The organism is Streptomyces sp. NPDC002994 (genome assembly GCF_040611155.1).
Taxonomy (GTDB): Bacteria; Actinomycetota; Actinomycetes; order Streptomycetales; family Streptomycetaceae; genus Streptomyces.
This window is the reverse complement of the sequence record NZ_JBEXNQ010000034.1, coordinates 39,430-54,738: the sequence shown is the minus strand read 5'-3', so window position 1 is coordinate 54,738 and position 15,309 is coordinate 39,430. Positions and strand designations below refer to the sequence as shown.

Genomic DNA, 15,309 nt, shown 5'->3' with positions numbered 1-15,309 from the left:
GTACGGGCGCGCGGGGCTGCTGCACGATCGAGGACTCGCGCGACGCGCGCCGGGCCGCCGACGTCATCGGCATCCCCTTCTATGTCGAAGGCCCGTGCACCGCGTGCGGTTATGTCGGCAGAGGTCAGACGGCGAGCGCCTGGGCGCGCCGCTTCACCTCCGTGCCGCGATTCTCACTCAACGCCTGCGCCGGGCTACCGGGCAGGGTCGGGTCGGGAGTGAAGAGCCACTCGAGCATCTCTTCGTCGGAGAAGCCGTCGTCCCTCAGGAGCGTCAGGGTCCCTGCGAGACCCTTGACCACCTTGTCGCCGTCAATGAAGGCGGCAGGCACCTGAAGCGCCCGGTTCTCTCCACGGCGTACGGCGATCAGCTGGCCTTCCTTGACCAGCTGCCGGACGCGCGTCACCTCGACACCGAGCATTTCGGCGATGTCGGGGAGGTGGAGCCAGGCGGGGACGAGAGCATCGATCTTTGCGTCAATCTCGGTCACGGGACAAGCGTGCCACCTGGGACTGACAGCCGGTAGTCGGGGCCAGCCGTCCGGGCCGAGGTGACCGCCTAAAGGGTGGCGGACTTGAGCGGGACGGCCGGATCCGCGGCCCGCTCCGGGTCCAGCCGGACGCCCGACGCGATCAACCTGCGGCCCTGCGCGAGGTCGCGCGGCCGAGCCACGGTGAGCAGTGCGACGAGCGCCCCTTCGCGCAGCCAGCACACCGTCCAGGCGGCCTCGGCCGGGTCGCCGCGCCACACCGTCGTGTCGGCGTGGGCGTGGTGGCCCGCGTATTGCACGAAGCGGCCGAACTGCTCGGACCAGAAGTACGGGACGGGGTCGTAGTCCTGCGGTGTCTCGCCGGGGCTGTTCGCCGCGACGATGTTCGCCGCGACCGTGCGCGGCCCCTGGAGCGCGTTGTCCCAGTGGTGGACGAGCAGGCGTTCGCCGTAGCGGGCGGAGGGGAAGGAGGCGCAGTCCCCGACGGCGTACACGTCGGGCTGCGAGGTGCGCAGGCGCGCGTCGGCGGTGACGGAGCCGTCCGGGCCGAGCGCGATGCCGGAACCGGCGAGCCAGGCCGTCGCGGGCCTGGCACCGATGCCGACGACCACCGCGCCGGCCGCGAGCCGCCTGCCGTCGGCGAGGACGACCGTGCCGGGTTCGATCGCCGCGACGAGCGCGCCGGTGAGCAGTTCGGCGCCGCTCTCGGCGTACCAGGCGGCCATGGGCGCGGCGACCTCGGCGGGCATGGTGCCGGCGAGCGGCCGGTCCGCCGCCTCGACGACGGTCACCGCACAGCCGGCCTCGCGGGCGGCCGTGGTGAACTCAGCGCCGATCCAGCCGGCCCCGACGACCACGATGTCGTGCTTCCGGTCGAGCACGGGCCGCAGCCGGGCGGCGTCGTCGAGGGTGCGCAGGAGATGCACTCCCTGGATGCCTTCGCTGCCGGGCAGCGTGATGGGCACCGCTCCGGTGGCGAGGACCAGTACGTCGTACGGAACCGGGCCCGAGGGAGTGTCGATTTCGTGCGCCCCGGGGCGTACGCCCGTCACTTCGCGCCCCAGGTGGAGTTCGACGCCGAGCGCTTCGAAGTCGACGTCGAAGGCCGACTCCTCGGCCGTGCCGAGGAGCACCGCCTTGGACAGCGGCGGCCTGTCGTACGGCTGATGCGGCTCGGCGCCGATCAGCGTGACGGAGCCGTTCCAGCCCTGCTCGCGCAGGGCCACAGCGGTCTGCACGCCGGCCATTCCCGCGCCGACGATGACGACGCGCCGCTCTGCTGTCTGCCTCTGCCTCTGGTCGCTCACCCGGTCACTGTAGGGCGGCGTGTCCCGCTGCTCTCAAGACCACGAAGGAGAGATCTCTGACACACCGTCACACGGGCGGGGACGGCAGCTCCTCGACGACGCTCGTCCCGCTGCCCTCCTGGGACTCCCACGCCCAGGTCTCCTCCAGGCGCAGGCGCCCGTCGGGGAGGGCGACGACGGTGGACGTGCAGTGGCCCGACGAGGTGGTGCCGTCCTGCTTCAGCTGTACGTACCGGAAGTCCAGCGCGTCGCCCTCGCGCGTGCCGACAAGATGGCCCTGTACGACGTCGCCGCCGGCGTAGTCCGCCCAGATCCGGCCGTCCTGCTGGTGATACGTGAATCGGGTCTGTGTGCCCACCTGACCGGGGGCCTGGTCGGCGACCGGCGAGAGGACGAGTCCGTCGAGCGAGCGGGCCACTGGAGTTGCTCCCTTACAGCGCGTCGGGGCCGGGCATTAGGGTGGCCACGGTAAAGCACTCGCGGGAGTCCGGGCGTACCGGGCTGAGAGGGAGGCTGGGCGGCCTCCGACCGTACGAACCTGATCCGGGTCATGCCGGCGAAGGGAGGGGCTGGACGCCCATGTCGCGTACATCGGATACATCCGACACATCAGACGTCCTCGTCATCGGGGGCGGAATCATCGGCCTGGTCACGGCCTGGCGGGCGGCGCAGCGGGGGTTGCGCGTCGCTGTGGCCGATCCGGAGCCGGGCGGCGGGGCCGCGTGGGTCGCAGCCGGAATGCTCGCCGCCGTCACCGAGCTGCATTACGGCGAGCAGACGCTGCTCGGGCTCAATCTCGCGTCCGCGGAGCGCTATCCGGCGTTCGTCGCCGAGCTGGAGGCGGCGAGCGGGCAGGACACCGGTTACCGCTCGTGCGGCACGCTCGCGGTCGCGCTCGACACGGACGACCGCGCCCATCTGCGCGAGCTCCACGGGCTGCAACGCCGTTCCGGCCTGGAGTCGGAGTGGCTCACGGGGCGCGAATGCCGCCGCCTGGAGCCGATGCTCGCGCCGGGCGTGCGCGGGGGCCTGCGCGTGGACGGCGACCATCAGGTCGATCCGAGGCGGCTCGCCGCTGCCCTCCTGGCGGCCTGCGAGCGGGCCGGAGTGGCATTCCACCGCTGCTGGGTGGATCGGCTCTCTGTCGTACGGGAACGGGCCTGTGGGGCCGTACTGGCCGACGGGACGGACCTCGCGGCCGGCCAGGTGGTGCTGGCGGCCGGAAGCCTCAGCGGCAGGCTCGCGGGCGTACCCGAGGAGGTGCTGCCGCCGGTACGGCCGGTGAAGGGGCAGGTGGTGCGGCTGGCCGTGCCACCGGCGTACGCACCCTTCCTGAGCCGGACGGTGCGTGCGGTGGTGCGGGGCAGTCACGTTTATCTCGTGCCGCGCGAGAACGGCGAGCTGGTCGTCGGCGCGACGAGCGAGGAACTCGGCTGGGACACGACGGTCACGGCGGGCGGCGTGTACGAGCTGCTGCGCGACGCGCACGAGCTGGTGCCCGGGATCACCGAGCTGCCCCTCACGGAGACCCGCGCGGGGCTGCGGCCCGGCTCCCCGGACAACGCGCCGCTGCTGGGGCCGACCGCACTTCCGGGGCTTCATCTGGCCACTGGGCACTACCGCAACGGGGTACTGCTCACGCCGGTCACGGGCGATGCGATGGCCGCTGTGCTGACGGGCGGGGAGCTGCCTGAAGAGGCACGTGCGTTCAGCCCGCTGCGTTTCGCGCCGACACCGTCCGCCTTGACCCCCGCCTCCGTACCGCAGGAGCAGCCCGCATGACCATCTCCGTGAACGGCGAGACCCGTGAGGTCGTCGCCGGTACGACGCTGGGCGCGCTCGTCGCGACCCTCACCAAGGCCCCTTCGGGGGTCGCCGCAGCCCTCAACGAAACCGTCGTACCGCGGGGGCAGTGGGATGCCACCGAGCTCGGCGACGGTGACCGTATCGAAGTCCTCACCGCAGTCCAGGGAGGCTGAACCATGGCCGACGACCTTCTGACCATCGGCGACACGACGTTCTCCTCACGTCTGATCATGGGAACGGGCGGGGCGCCGAGCCTCGACGTACTGGAACGTTCACTTGTCGCGTCCGGGACCGAGCTGACGACCGTCGCGATGCGGCGGCTCGATCCGACGGTCCAGGGATCGGTACTTTCCGTTCTGGAGAAGCTCGGAATACGTGTGCTGCCGAATACGGCGGGGTGCTTTACGGCGGGCGAGGCCGTGCTGACGGCTCGGCTGGCGCGGGAGGCGCTGGGGACGGACTGGGTGAAGCTGGAGGTCGTCGCCGACGAGCGGACGCTGCTGCCCGACCCGATCGAGCTGCTGGAGGCGGCGGAGACGCTGGTGGACGACGGCTTCACCGTGCTGCCGTACACGAACGACGATCCGGTGCTCGCGCGGAAGCTGGAGGACGTGGGGTGTGCGGCGATCATGCCGCTGGGGTCGCCGATCGGGTCGGGTCTTGGCATCCGTAACCCGCACAATTTCCAGCTGATCGTGGAGCACGCGCGCGTGCCGGTCGTTCTGGACGCGGGAGCGGGTACGGCGTCGGACGCGACGCTGGCGATGGAGCTGGGGTGCGCGGCGGTGATGCTGGCGTCGGCGGTTACGCGGGCGCAGGACCCGGTGCTGATGGCGGAGGCGATGCGGCACGGGGTGGAGGCGGGGCGGCTGGCGTATCGGGCCGGCCGGATTCCTCGGCGCCACTTCGCCGAGGCGTCGTCGCCTGCGGCGGGCATGGCGACCCTGGACCCGGAACGCCCGGCGTTCTGACCGGTCCCCGGCCAACCGCTGCGCGGGGCCGTGACTGGGGCGCTGCCCCAGACCCCGCTCCTCAAACGCCGGAGGGGCTGGATAGTGCCCGCGTTGCGGCGACCATCCAGCCCGTCCGGCGTTTGAGGACACGCCCGTAGGGCGTCAGGGGGCCTGGGGGGCTTGCCCCCCAGTTCGGGAAGGGGCGGGGTGGGGAACAGGGCCGCCGCAGGCGTCAGCCCGGCCGCTGTCACAGGCGCGCTGCAATACCGCCCCGACCTCACCGCACCGGCAAGACCTGTCAGCGGCGGCTCGTAGACTCCACTCCGTGGATACGACCCTCCAGGACCCGCTCGTCGGGCACGTGCTCGACGGCCGCTACCGCATCGACGCGCGCATCGCCGTCGGCGGCATGGCCACGGTCTACCGGGCCGTCGACACCCGCCTCGACCGCGTGCTCGCCCTCAAGGTGATGCACCCCACCCTCGCCGCCGACGCCTCCTTCGTGGACCGGTTCATCCGGGAGGCGAAGTCGGTCGCCCGCCTCGCGCACCCGAACGTGGTCGGCGTCTTCGACCAGGGCACGGACGGGTCGTACGTCTACCTCGCGATGGAGTACGTCGCCGGCTGCACCCTGCGCGACGTCCTGCGCGAGCGCGGCGCCCTCCAGCCCCGCGCCGCCCTCGACATCCTGGAGCCCGTACTGGCCGCGCTCGGCGCCGCGCACCGCGCCGGCTTCGTGCACCGGGACATGAAGCCCGAGAACGTCCTCATCGGGGACGACGGGCGCGTCAAGGTCGCCGACTTCGGTCTCGTACGGGCCGTGGACACCGTCACCAGCACCACCGGGTCCATCCTCGGCACCGTCTCCTACCTCGCGCCCGAGCAGATAGAGCACGGCACCGCCGACACCCGCGCCGACGTCTACGCCTGCGGTGTCGTGCTGTACGAGATGCTGACCGGTGCCAAACCGCACACCGGCGGCACCCCCGCGCAGGTGCTCTACCAGCACCTGCACGAGGACGTGCCCGCCCCGTCCGCCGTCGTGCCCGGACTCGCCGTCGAGCTCGACGAGCTGGTCGCGGGCGCCACCGCACGCAACCCCGAGATCCGTCCGTACGACGCCGTGGCGCTCCTCGCGCAGGCCAGGGAAGCGCGCGCCACGCTCAGCGACGAACAGCTCGACGCCGTGCCGCCGCAGGCCCACGCCCAGGCGCACAACGGCGCGGAGGACCGTACGAGTGTCATTCCGCGGGCGATCACCGCAAGGCACGGCGAAAGGCACGGGGACGGCAACAGCGACGCCGCCGGCCTCAATCGCACCAGCCGGCTCCAGATGCCCGCGCCGCCGCCCGCGCCTCTGCGCCGGGCCCTCCCGCCCCGGCGCGGCGTCCTCGCGGCCGTCGTCGCCGTCCTGCTGCTCCTCGGGGGCGGCACCGGCGTCTGGTACATCAACTCCGGGCAGTTCACCCGCGTCCCCTCGCTCCTCGGCCAGACCGAGAAGGAGGCCGCCAAGCGGCTGTCCGCCGCCGGTCTCGACGTGAAGAAGGTCGAGCGCAAGTACAGCGCGACGTACGAACGCGGCACGGTCATGAACAGCGACCCGGCCTCCCGCGCCCGTATACGCGACAACGGGTCGGTCACGCTGGTCGTCTCACGCGGCCCCGAGACCGTGAAGGTCCCCGACGTCGAGGGCCTGCCGCTGGCCAAGGCCAAGAGTGAACTCAAGAAGGCCGGTCTCGCGCCCGGCATCGTCACCAGGACGTTCAGCGAGGACGTCCCGCAGGGCTCTGTCGTCAGTACGGACCCGGCCGCCGGCACCGAGCGGCGCCCGGACTCCGCGATCGCCGTCGTCGTCAGCAAGGGCTCCCCCGTGGAGGTCCCCGACGTGACCGGCGAGAGCGTGCAGGACGCCACCTCCGCACTGGAGGAGGCCGGATTCACCGTGAAGGTCGCGCCCGGGCGCATCACCTCCCAGGAGGAGGCAGGATCCGTCGCCAGGCAGTCCGCCGCCGAGGGCGCGGAGCTCGCCGAGGGCGACACCATCACGCTGACGGTCTCCAAGGGACCGCGCATGATCCCCGTGCCCGATGTGGTCGGTGACGACGTCGACGACGCGAAGAGCACGCTCGAAGAAGCCGGCTTCGAGGTTGAGGTCGACCGCCCCTTCCTCTCCTTCAGCGACAAGATCGCGAGCCAGTCGGTCGAGGAGGGCGACGAGGCTCCGGAGGGCAGCACCATCACCATCAGGACCAAGGGCCTGTAGGGGACAGGGGTACAGGGCGACAGGGAGACAGGGGCCACGCACCGTCCTGGCATGCTTGACGGCGATGAGCAACGCACCTTTCCCCTCCCGAAACCCCGTCGGCGGCCACGTCCCGGTGGCCGGCGGCCTCGCCACCAACGGTCTCGCGTACGCCCGTGAAATGGGCGCCGAAGCCGTTCAGGTCTTCGTCGCCAACCCGCGCGGCTGGGCGACGCCCTCCGGAAACCCGGCCCAGGACGAGCTGTTCCGCGCGGCGTGCGCCGCCGAACGGATACCGGCGTACGTCCATGCCCCGTACCTGATCAACTTCGGCTCGCACACCGAGGCGACCGCCGAGAAGTCCGTGGAGTCGCTGCGGCACTCGCTGCGCCGCGGTCGCGAGATCGGCGCGCTGGGCGTGGTGGTGCACACCGGCTCGGCGACCGGCGGGCGGCCGCGCTCCGAGGCGCTCGCGCAGGTACGCACCCACCTGCTGCCACTGCTGGACGAGCTGACGCACGACGACGACCCGTTCCTGCTGCTCGAATCGACGGCGGGGCAGGGCTCTTCGCTGTGCTCGCGCACCTGGGACTTCGGCCCGTACTTCGAGGCGCTCGACGCGCACCCCAAGCTGGGCGTGTGCCTCGACACGTGCCACATCTACGCGGCGGGACACGATCTCGCGGAGCCCGGCGGGATGAAGCAGACGCTGGACCTGCTGGTGGACACGGTCGGCGAGGGCCGGCTCAAGCTGATCCACGCCAACGACTCCAAGGAAGGCGTCGGCGCCCACAAGGACCGGCACGAGAACATCGGCTCCGGACACATTGGCGAGGAGCCGTTCCGGGAGCTGTTCTCGCACCCGGCGACCGAGGGCGTACCGCTGACGATCGAGACGCCGGGCGGCAAGGAGGGCCATGCGGCCGATGTGGCGCGGCTGAAGGAGCTGCGTGATTTCTGAGGGCTGCTGAAATCTCTTGAGGAATACCCCAGGGGGGTATAGCGTTCCTGTCTGTCGGCAGGACCGCTACCTGACTCTGGGGGATTCATGCAGCACGACGCGCACACACACGATATGCACCACGGGCACGAGGCGCAGGAGGGTCACGAAACTCACGAGGGCCACGAAGGCCACGAGGCGCATGGGGGCCACGGGGCGCATGGCGCTGACGCGGCCCACGCCGGTCACGGGGCACACGCCGGTCATGGCAAGGTCAGTTGGTCCATGGCCGCCCAGGCGACGCTCCACTGCCTCACCGGCTGCGCCATCGGCGAGGTGCTGGGCATGGTCATCGGCACCGCGCTCGGGTGGGGCAACATGCAGACGATGATCCTGGCGATCATCCTGGCGTTCTTCTTCGGTTACGCCCTGACCCTGCGCGGCATCCTCAAGGCCGGCGTCGACTTCAAGACCGCCTTCCGGGTCGCCCTCGCCGCCGACACCCTCTCCATCGCCGTGATGGAGCTGATCGACAACGGCGTGCTCGCACTGTGGCCCGGCGCGATGGACGCGCACCTGACCGACGGCATGTTCTGGGGCGTACTGGCCTTCGCGCTCTTCGCGGCCTTCATCATCACCACACCCGTCAACAAGTGGATGATCGGCCGCGGCAAGGGCCACGCGGTGGTCCACCAGTACCACCACTGACGACCTACAGCTCCGGGCCGTCCCCCGGCTCTTCCTGGTACGAGTACCGCTGCTCACGCCAGGGGTCGCCGACATTGTGATAGCCGCGCTCCTCCCAGAAGCCCCGGCGGTCCGCCGTCATGTACTCGACGCCCCGGACCCACTTGGGCCCCTTCCAGGCGTACAGATGCGGTACGACCAGGCGCAGCGGAAAGCCGTGCTCGGCGGTGAGCAGTTCACCGCCCTTGTGGGTGGCGAAAATGGTCCGCTCGGAAGTGAAGTCGGCGAGCCGCAGATTCGCGCTGAAGCCGTACTCGGCCCAGACCATGACATGGGTGACGCTCGGGGCGGGGGGCGCGAGTTCGACGAGCGTACGAGCGAGTACGCCACCCCATTCGGCCCCAAGCATGCTGAATTTCGTCACGCAGTGCAGATCGGCCTCGACCGTGGCGAACGGGAGCGCCGAAAACTGCTCGTGATTCCAGCAGTGCTTGTCACCGTCGGCCGTCGCGCCAAATATCCGGAACTCCCAGCGATCCGGCTTGAATTTGGGTACAGGACCGTAGTGGGTGACGGGCCAGCCACGCTGCAGCCGCTGTCCGGGCGGAAGCTCGGGCTGCTCTGATTCGTGACGTTCCCGGCTTTCCGGCTGACCCATGACTCCATGGTGACAGACGGCGAGGGGTGGTCATGACCAGGTGTGACCCGATTCAGGGCAACTCCTAATAAGCCTGCACTTACTGGACGCCTCTCACCCGCGATGCAAGGATGCGCGAAACCTGCCCAGTACCACGCCTGGAAGGAGCCTCTGCGATGCAGGGCGACCCCGAGGTCATCGAATTCCTCAACGAGCAGCTGACCGCCGAGCTGACTGCCATCAACCAGTACTTCCTGCACGCCAAGATGCAGGACAACTTCGGCTGGACGAAGCTCGCGAAATACACCCGGGCCGAGTCCTTCGACGAGATGAGGCACGCGGAGACACTGACCGACCGGATTCTCTTCCTGGACGGCCTGCCGAATTACCAGCGGCTCTTCCATGTGCGGGTGGGCCAGACCGTCACGGAGATGTTCCAGGCCGACCGGGAGATCGAGGTCGAGGCGATCGACCGCCTGAAGCGCGGCATCGAGGTGATGCGGGCGAAGGGGGACGTCACGTCGGCGAACATCTTCGAGGACATCCTCAAGGACGAAGAGCACCACATCGACTATCTCGACACCCAGCTGGAGCTCGTCAACAAGCTCGGCGAGTCGCTTTACATCGCCCAGCTGATCGAGCAGCCGGACAGCTGATCAATCGCTGATCAGGCCGCTTCCTGCAACGGCGCCTCGGCGAGTGCCGTCTCGCCCTGGTCGACCAGGGCGCGGCGCGGGCACGCGCCACGGCCGAGAAGCCCCTGGATCGTGCGTACGCAGGAGCCGCAGTCCGTCCCCGCCTTGCTCACCGACGCTATCTGGCGCGGCGTGCAGGCACCGGCAGCCGCGTGCTCCTTGATCTGCCGGTCTGTTACGCCGAAGCAAGAGCAGACGAACACGCGGAACACCTCCTGACACGGGTCTAGGGGTCCAGGGGGACGACTAATCGGTAAGGTCAACCTAACCTTACCCGCCGTCCCCCGCACGCAAAAGCCCCGCCCCGGATATGACTGTGGGGCGCGGATCACATTCGATCCGCGCCCCACAGGTGTTTCTTGCTTCTGCTGCTACTGCCTACTGGTCGCGGTACATCTCGGCGACCAGGAACGCCAGGTCCAGCGACTGGCTGCGGTTGAGCCGCGGGTCGCAGGCCGTCTCGTAACGCTGGTGCAGGTCGTCGACGAAGATCTCGTCGCCGCCGCCCACGCACTCGGTGACGTCGTCACCGGTCAGCTCGACGTGGATGCCGCCCGGGTGCGTACCGAGGCCCTTGTGCACCTCGAAGAAGCCCTTGACCTCATCGAGCACGTCGTCGAAGCGACGCGTCTTGTGGCCGGAGGCAGCCTCGTAGGTGTTGCCGTGCATCGGGTCGGTCACCCACGCCACAGCGGCGCCGGAGGCAGTGACCTTCTCGACCAGCTCGGGGAGCTTGTCGCGGACCTTGTCGGCGCCCATCCGGACGACGAAGGTCAGCCGGCCGGGCTCGCGGTCCGGGTCGAGCTTGTCGACGTAACTGAGCGCCTCGTCGACCGTGGTCGTCGGGCCGAGCTTCACACCGATCGGGTTGCGGATCTTCGACGCGAACTCGATGTGCGCGCCGTCGAGCTGGCGGGTGCGCTCACCGATCCACAGCATGTGACCCGATACGTCGTACAGGTGGCCCGTACGCGAGTCGACCCTGGTCAGGGCGGTCTCGTAGTCCATGAGCAGCGCTTCGTGCGAGGCGTAGAACTCGACCGTGCGGAACTCGGCGGGGTCGGTCCCCGCGGCCTTCATGAAGTTCAGCGCGTTGTCGATCTCGCGGGCCAGCTGCTCGTAACGCTGACCGGAGGGGGACGACTTCACGAAGTCCTGGTTCCAGGCGTGCACCTGGCGCAGGTCCGCGTAACCGCCGGTGGTGAAGGCGCGTACGAGGTTCAGCGTCGAGGCGGACGCGTGGTACATCCGCTTCAGCCGCTCGGGGTCCGGGATCCGGGCCTTCTCGGTGAACTCGAAGCCGTTGACCGAGTCACCGCGGTAGGTCGGCAGGGTGATGCCGTCGCGGGTCTCGGTGTTCTTGGAGCGCGGCTTGGAGTACTGGCCGGCGATCCGGCCCACCTTCACGACGGGCACGGAGGCGGCGTATGTCAGTACCGCGCCCATCTGGAGAAGGGTCTTGAGCTTGTTTCGGATGTGGTCGGCGGATACGGCATCGAAGGCCTCGGCACAGTCGCCACCCTGCAACAGGAACGCCTCGCCCTTGGCGACGGCTCCCAGTCGGGCGCGCAGCTGATCGCACTCGCCCGCGAAGACGAGCGGCGGATACGACTCGAGGTCCGCGATCACATCGCGCAGAGCCTCGGCATCGGGGTACTCAGGCTGCTGCGCCGCGGGAAGGTCTCGCCAGGTGTTGCCACCGTTAGGGGTGGTCTTAGCGTTCACGGTCACCTCGCCAACATTACGTCCTCAGCCCCGCTGTCCACGCCCTGGCCCACCAGATGAGACAGACGTGACAGACGTTACAGACGCGACAGTCCTGACAGCCGTGGCGCGCTCCCCCGCGCTGGGCGCGGCCAGCGCCAGCCTGCGGTGGGTGCGGCGCACCATGGCGCGGGCCATGAGGGGGTGCACCCGGCGCACGACACCCCAGTAGAGCCGCCCGCGCACGGTGTCGGCCTTCGCCACCGTGCTGAGCGTCACGTACCGCTCGTCGACCAGGATCGAGGCCCGCGCTTGCACGCCCGCCGTGTCGACATTCATCAGCAGCTCGCCGCCCTCGCGCGCCACGACGGGGAAGGCGTCCCGCAGGATTCCCGTCCAACTGTCCGGATCGCGCGGCATTCCGGGCAGCAGCTCCATCCGGTACGCGTCCTGATAGCCGGGCCGGTCGATGGCCGTCCGGATCAGCCGGGCGCTCTCCGGGATCTCGACCGCGACCGCCCTGCCCCATGCCAGCCGGTTGAGCAGCCGCACCCAGGGCGACCACCGCACGGGACGCTCCACGCCACCGGCCGCGACCCGCTCGATGTTGTCGAAGACCTCCTCGACCACCGTGCCGTGGACCGCCTTGACCACGGTCAGCCACAGCAGAAACTTGCCGCCCCGCAGGTCCTGCTCCAGCACGTGCCGTACGACGCAGCGCTCCGGGCCGAGCGGCTCCACCGTCATCTCGTGGAAGCCGTTGTCGGGCGCCGCGAAGGTGAAGCGGACATGGCGGCCCGGTTCGTACGCCGAGACGCTGTAGCGGACGGGACCGTGGCCGCCGACGGCGCCCAAGGCGAGCGGGCGGTCGAAGCGCATCGGTTCCCAGGCCGGCGTGGGAAAGATCGGGTCGCCCTCGGCGGAGAGTCGGTCGAGCAGGGCGCCCACCGCTTCCGCGGGGGCCTGGACGGTGCGTTCGTGGACATCGCGGATCGCACTCATGACGAACCTCCATACGCTGGCGTATGGTCAACCGTACGGTACCGTACGGTCATGGCACAACGGCAGCAGAGGAAGCCCCGGCTGAGCGCGCAGGACTGGGCGGACGCGGCGCTCACCGCGATCGGCGAAGGCGGTCTCGCGGCCGTCGCGGTGGAACCGCTCGCCGCCCGGCTCGGCACCACCAAGGGCAGCTTCTACTGGCACTTCACCAACCGGGAAGCGCTCATCGAGGCCGCGCTCGCCCGCTGGGCCGAGACCGACACCGAGGCGGCCATCGCCGAGATCGAGACCGAGCCCGACCCCGCCTCCCGCATCCGCCGGCTCTTCACCGAGGCCATCAAGTCGGCCGTCGCAGACCCCCTGGAGGTCTCCCTGCTGGCCACCGCCTCCCACCCGCAGGTCGCGGCGGCGCTGCGACGGGTGACCGAGCGCCGGGTCGGCTACGTGGCCCGGCTCTTCGCCGACCTCGGCTTCCCGGAGCCGGAGGCACGCCGCCGCGGACTTCTGGCGTACAGCGTCTACCTCGGACACAGCCAGCTGGGACACGCCGCCCCTTCCGTACTTCCCGAGGGCGACGAGCTGGCCTCGTACCTGGACGCGGCGCTCGACGCCCTGATGAGGCCCTGATGAGACGCCGACGCCTCGGTGAGACACGCGTGACGCGCCTGGTCGATTCCGCTAGGGTGCGGAGCATGTTCGCGCAGACGACTCAGACCTGGTGGTGGACCGCTCATCCGGCGGCCCACTGACAATCGCGCGCACACTGAATCGCGAAGGCCGCCCGAGGGGCGGCCTTTGGTGTTTCCAGGGGCTGTTCCTCTCCACCCGGACTCCACATCGGGCTCCACCCGGAAGGAACACCACCGATGCTCATCAGCACCCTCCTCGACGACACCCGCCCCTTCGCGCTGCTGCGCAGGCGGACCCCCGGCCATGACCACGACACGGTCGAGCTGCTGATCGGCGACGTGCACGAGGCCGCGCGCCTCGCCGACATCCCGGCCGGCGCCGACGACATGCCCGTGCTCGCGCTGGTGCCGTTCCGGCAGATCAGGGAGCGCGGGTTCGACGTACGCGACGACGGGACGCCACTGAGTGTGCTGGTCTCCGACGAGACCTACGCGCTGCCGCTCGACGACGTCCTCGCGCAGCTGCCCACCCACGACGTGCGCGTGCGGGGCGGGGCCTTCGACGTCGGCGACGAGGAGTACGCCGGGATCGTACGGCGGGTCATCGAGGACGAGATCGGGCGCGGCGAGGGCGCGAACTTCGTCATCCGTCGTACTTTCGAGGGCGAAATCCGGGGCTTCTCGCGAACGGACGCACTGGCGCTCTTCCGGCGACTGCTCGCCGGTGAGCGAGGCGCGTACTGGACCTTCGTCGTGCACACCGGGGAACGCACGCTGGTCGGCGCGAGCCCCGAGGTGCACGTGCGGATGAGCGGCGGAACAGTCGTGATGAACCCGATCAGCGGTACGTACCGCTACCCGGCGGACGGGCCGAGCACAGAGGGTCTGCTGGACTTCCTCGACGACGGCAAGGAGACCGCCGAGCTCTCGATGGTCGTCGACGAAGAGCTCAAGATGATGTGCACCGTCGGCGACAGGGGCGGGGTCGTGATCGGTCCCCGGCTCAAGGAAATGGCCCATCTCGCGCACACCGAGTACGAGTTGCGGGGCCGGTCTTCCCTCGATGTGCGCGAGGTACTGAAGGAAACGATGTTCGCGGCGACGGTCACCGGGTCGCCGGTGCAGAACGCCTGCCGGGTCATCGAGCGGTACGAGCCCGGGGGCCGGGGCTATTACGCGGGCGCGCTGGCCCTCATCGGCCGTGACGCGGGCGGGGCCCAGACCCTGGACTCGCCGATCCTGATCCGCAGCGCCGACATCGCGGCCGACGGCCGGCTGCGGGTGCCGGTCGGCGCGACGCTGGTGCGCGACTCGGACCCGCGCAGCGAGGTCGCCGAGACGCACGCGAAGGCGGCGGGGGTGCTGGCGGCGCTGGGGGTGCGTCCCGGCAGGCCGGCGGGCGAGGGAGTACGGCCGAAGCTGGCCGACGATCCGCGCGTGCGGGAGGCGCTGGACTCGCGACGGGCGTCGCTCGCGCCGTTCTGGCTGCGGATGCAGGAGCGTACGCCGGCCCTGAGCGGGCACGCGCTGGTGATCGACGCGGAGGACACCTTCACGGCGATGCTCGCGCATCTGCTGCGGTCGTCGGGGCTGGAGGTGAGCGTACGACGGTACGACGAGCCCGGCCTGCGGGAGGCGGCGCTCACGCACGAGGGGCCTGTGGTGCTCGGCCCGGGTCCCGGTGACCCGTCCGACGCGGGCGATCCCAAGATGCGGTTCCTGCGGGGGCTGGCTGCGGAACTGGTGCGCGGGCATCGCCACGGAGTGCTCGGGGTGTGCCTGGGGCATGAGTTGCTGGCGGCGGAGTTGGGGCTGGAGATCGTGCGTAAGCGGGTGCCGTACCAGGGGGCGCAGACCCGGATCGATCTCTTCGGGCGGCCGGAGACCGTCGGCTTCTACAACAGCTTTGTCGCTCACTGCGACGGGGAGCAGGCGGCGGAGCTGGCGGCGCACGGGATCGAGGTGGCGCGCGACGAGCACTCCGGCGAGGTGCACGCGCTCCGTGCGCCTGGCTTTGCGTCCGTACAGTTCCACCCGGAGTCGGTGCTGACGCTGCGCGGCGCGACCCTGCTCACGGACCTGCTGACGCCGTCGCTGCTGGGCCGGCGGTAGGGACCTGCCGTTGGGCCGCTGCGCGGGGCTTTCCCCAACCCGCCCCTTCCCGAACTGGGGCTCCGCCCCAGACCCCGCTCCTCAAACGCCGGAGGGGCTGGATAG

Annotated in this window: 17 protein-coding genes and 1 riboswitch; of the genes, 10 read left to right on the top strand and 7 right to left on the bottom strand. The window is 70.2% G+C overall.

The window, feature by feature from the left end; translation table 11 throughout:
* Positions 1 to 124: 124 nt before the first annotated feature.
* The 3 genes from ABZX79_RS32965 to ABZX79_RS32955 form a co-directional block, all read right to left on the bottom strand.
* Positions 125 to 490 carry an Rv2175c family DNA-binding protein gene (locus tag ABZX79_RS32965; RefSeq protein ID WP_355266061.1) on the bottom strand — a complete coding sequence of 122 codons (366 nt, stop codon included), beginning with the start codon at positions 488 to 490 and terminating at the stop codon, positions 125 to 127.
* Between the two features lie 68 nt (positions 491 to 558).
* Complete coding sequence (locus ABZX79_RS32960; RefSeq protein ID WP_355266058.1) at positions 559 to 1,797, bottom strand: FAD-dependent oxidoreductase; 1,239 nt, start codon at positions 1,795 to 1,797, stop codon at positions 559 to 561.
* Between the two features lie 67 nt (positions 1,798 to 1,864).
* Positions 1,865 to 2,215: a hypothetical protein gene (locus ABZX79_RS32955; protein WP_355266055.1), complete on the bottom strand. Its 351-nt coding sequence runs from the start codon at positions 2,213 to 2,215 to the stop codon at positions 1,865 to 1,867.
* 51 nt (positions 2,216 to 2,266) lie between these two features.
* Positions 2,267 to 2,379, top strand: a riboswitch (TPP riboswitch).
* On the opposite strand from ABZX79_RS32955, the gene thiO reads away from it, so the two are divergent.
* From thiO to ABZX79_RS32925, 6 genes are all read left to right on the top strand, one after another.
* On the top strand, positions 2,377 to 3,579 hold the full coding sequence (gene thiO / locus ABZX79_RS32950; protein WP_355266052.1) for a glycine oxidase ThiO: 1,203 nt from the start codon (positions 2,377 to 2,379) through the stop codon (positions 3,577 to 3,579). (Overlaps the previous riboswitch by 3 nt.)
* Positions 3,576 to 3,776: a sulfur carrier protein ThiS gene (gene thiS / locus ABZX79_RS32945; RefSeq protein ID WP_355266049.1), complete on the top strand. Its 201-nt coding sequence runs from the start codon at positions 3,576 to 3,578 to the stop codon at positions 3,774 to 3,776. The genes thiO and thiS overlap by 4 nt, the downstream gene beginning before the upstream one ends.
* Before the next feature lie 3 nt (positions 3,777 to 3,779).
* Positions 3,780 to 4,574 (top strand): thiazole synthase, encoded by a 795-nt coding sequence (locus ABZX79_RS32940; protein WP_355266046.1) that lies wholly within the window; start codon positions 3,780 to 3,782, stop codon positions 4,572 to 4,574.
* Between the two features lie 307 nt (positions 4,575 to 4,881).
* Positions 4,882 to 6,819: a Stk1 family PASTA domain-containing Ser/Thr kinase gene (gene pknB, locus ABZX79_RS32935; RefSeq protein ID WP_355266044.1), complete on the top strand. Its 1,938-nt coding sequence runs from the start codon at positions 4,882 to 4,884 to the stop codon at positions 6,817 to 6,819.
* Between the two features lie 64 nt (positions 6,820 to 6,883).
* On the top strand, positions 6,884 to 7,759 hold the full coding sequence (locus ABZX79_RS32930; RefSeq protein ID WP_355266041.1) for a deoxyribonuclease IV: 876 nt from the start codon (positions 6,884 to 6,886) through the stop codon (positions 7,757 to 7,759).
* 87 nt (positions 7,760 to 7,846) lie between these two features.
* Positions 7,847 to 8,446 carry a DUF4396 domain-containing protein gene (locus tag ABZX79_RS32925; protein WP_355266038.1) on the top strand — a complete coding sequence of 200 codons (600 nt, stop codon included), beginning with the start codon at positions 7,847 to 7,849 and terminating at the stop codon, positions 8,444 to 8,446.
* Positions 8,447 to 8,450: 4 nt separating this feature from the next.
* Here ABZX79_RS32925 and ABZX79_RS32920 read toward each other — a convergent pair whose 3' ends face one another.
* On the bottom strand, positions 8,451 to 9,083 hold the full coding sequence (locus tag ABZX79_RS32920) for a sulfite oxidase-like oxidoreductase (RefSeq protein WP_355266035.1): 633 nt from the start codon (positions 9,081 to 9,083) through the stop codon (positions 8,451 to 8,453).
* Between the two features lie 155 nt (positions 9,084 to 9,238).
* Between ABZX79_RS32920 and bfr the strand changes: the two genes are divergently transcribed.
* Positions 9,239 to 9,718 carry a bacterioferritin gene (gene bfr / locus ABZX79_RS32915; RefSeq protein ID WP_214977485.1) on the top strand — a complete coding sequence of 160 codons (480 nt, stop codon included), beginning with the start codon at positions 9,239 to 9,241 and terminating at the stop codon, positions 9,716 to 9,718.
* An 11-nt stretch (positions 9,719 to 9,729) separates the two neighbouring features.
* Here bfr and ABZX79_RS32910 read toward each other — a convergent pair whose 3' ends face one another.
* The 3 genes from ABZX79_RS32910 to ABZX79_RS32900 form a co-directional block, all read right to left on the bottom strand.
* Positions 9,730 to 9,960 (bottom strand): (2Fe-2S)-binding protein, encoded by a 231-nt coding sequence (locus ABZX79_RS32910; RefSeq protein ID WP_355266032.1) that lies wholly within the window; start codon positions 9,958 to 9,960, stop codon positions 9,730 to 9,732.
* Between the two features lie 175 nt (positions 9,961 to 10,135).
* Complete coding sequence (locus tag ABZX79_RS32905) at positions 10,136 to 11,488, bottom strand: class II 3-deoxy-7-phosphoheptulonate synthase (RefSeq protein ID WP_215126313.1); 1,353 nt, start codon at positions 11,486 to 11,488, stop codon at positions 10,136 to 10,138.
* Between the two features lie 18 nt (positions 11,489 to 11,506).
* Complete coding sequence (locus tag ABZX79_RS32900) at positions 11,507 to 12,463, bottom strand: DUF2867 domain-containing protein (protein WP_355266029.1); 957 nt, start codon at positions 12,461 to 12,463, stop codon at positions 11,507 to 11,509.
* A 51-nt stretch (positions 12,464 to 12,514) separates the two neighbouring features.
* Here ABZX79_RS32900 and ABZX79_RS32895 point away from each other — a divergent pair, with 51 nt between their 5' ends.
* The 3 genes from ABZX79_RS32895 (at position 12,515) to ABZX79_RS32885 (ending at position 15,204) form a co-directional block, all read left to right on the top strand.
* Positions 12,515 to 13,090 carry a TetR/AcrR family transcriptional regulator gene (locus ABZX79_RS32895; RefSeq protein WP_355266026.1) on the top strand — a complete coding sequence of 192 codons (576 nt, stop codon included), beginning with the start codon at positions 12,515 to 12,517 and terminating at the stop codon, positions 13,088 to 13,090.
* Positions 13,090 to 13,212: a trp operon leader peptide gene (locus tag ABZX79_RS32890; RefSeq protein WP_355266023.1), complete on the top strand. Its 123-nt coding sequence runs from the start codon at positions 13,090 to 13,092 to the stop codon at positions 13,210 to 13,212. Before ABZX79_RS32895 ends, ABZX79_RS32890 begins: the two co-directional genes overlap by 1 nt.
* A gap of 117 nt (positions 13,213 to 13,329) precedes the next feature.
* A complete protein-coding gene (locus tag ABZX79_RS32885) occupies positions 13,330 to 15,204 on the top strand; it encodes an anthranilate synthase family protein (protein WP_355266020.1) in 1,875 nt (624 codons plus the stop codon).
* The last annotated feature ends 105 nt before the right edge of the window (positions 15,205 to 15,309 follow it).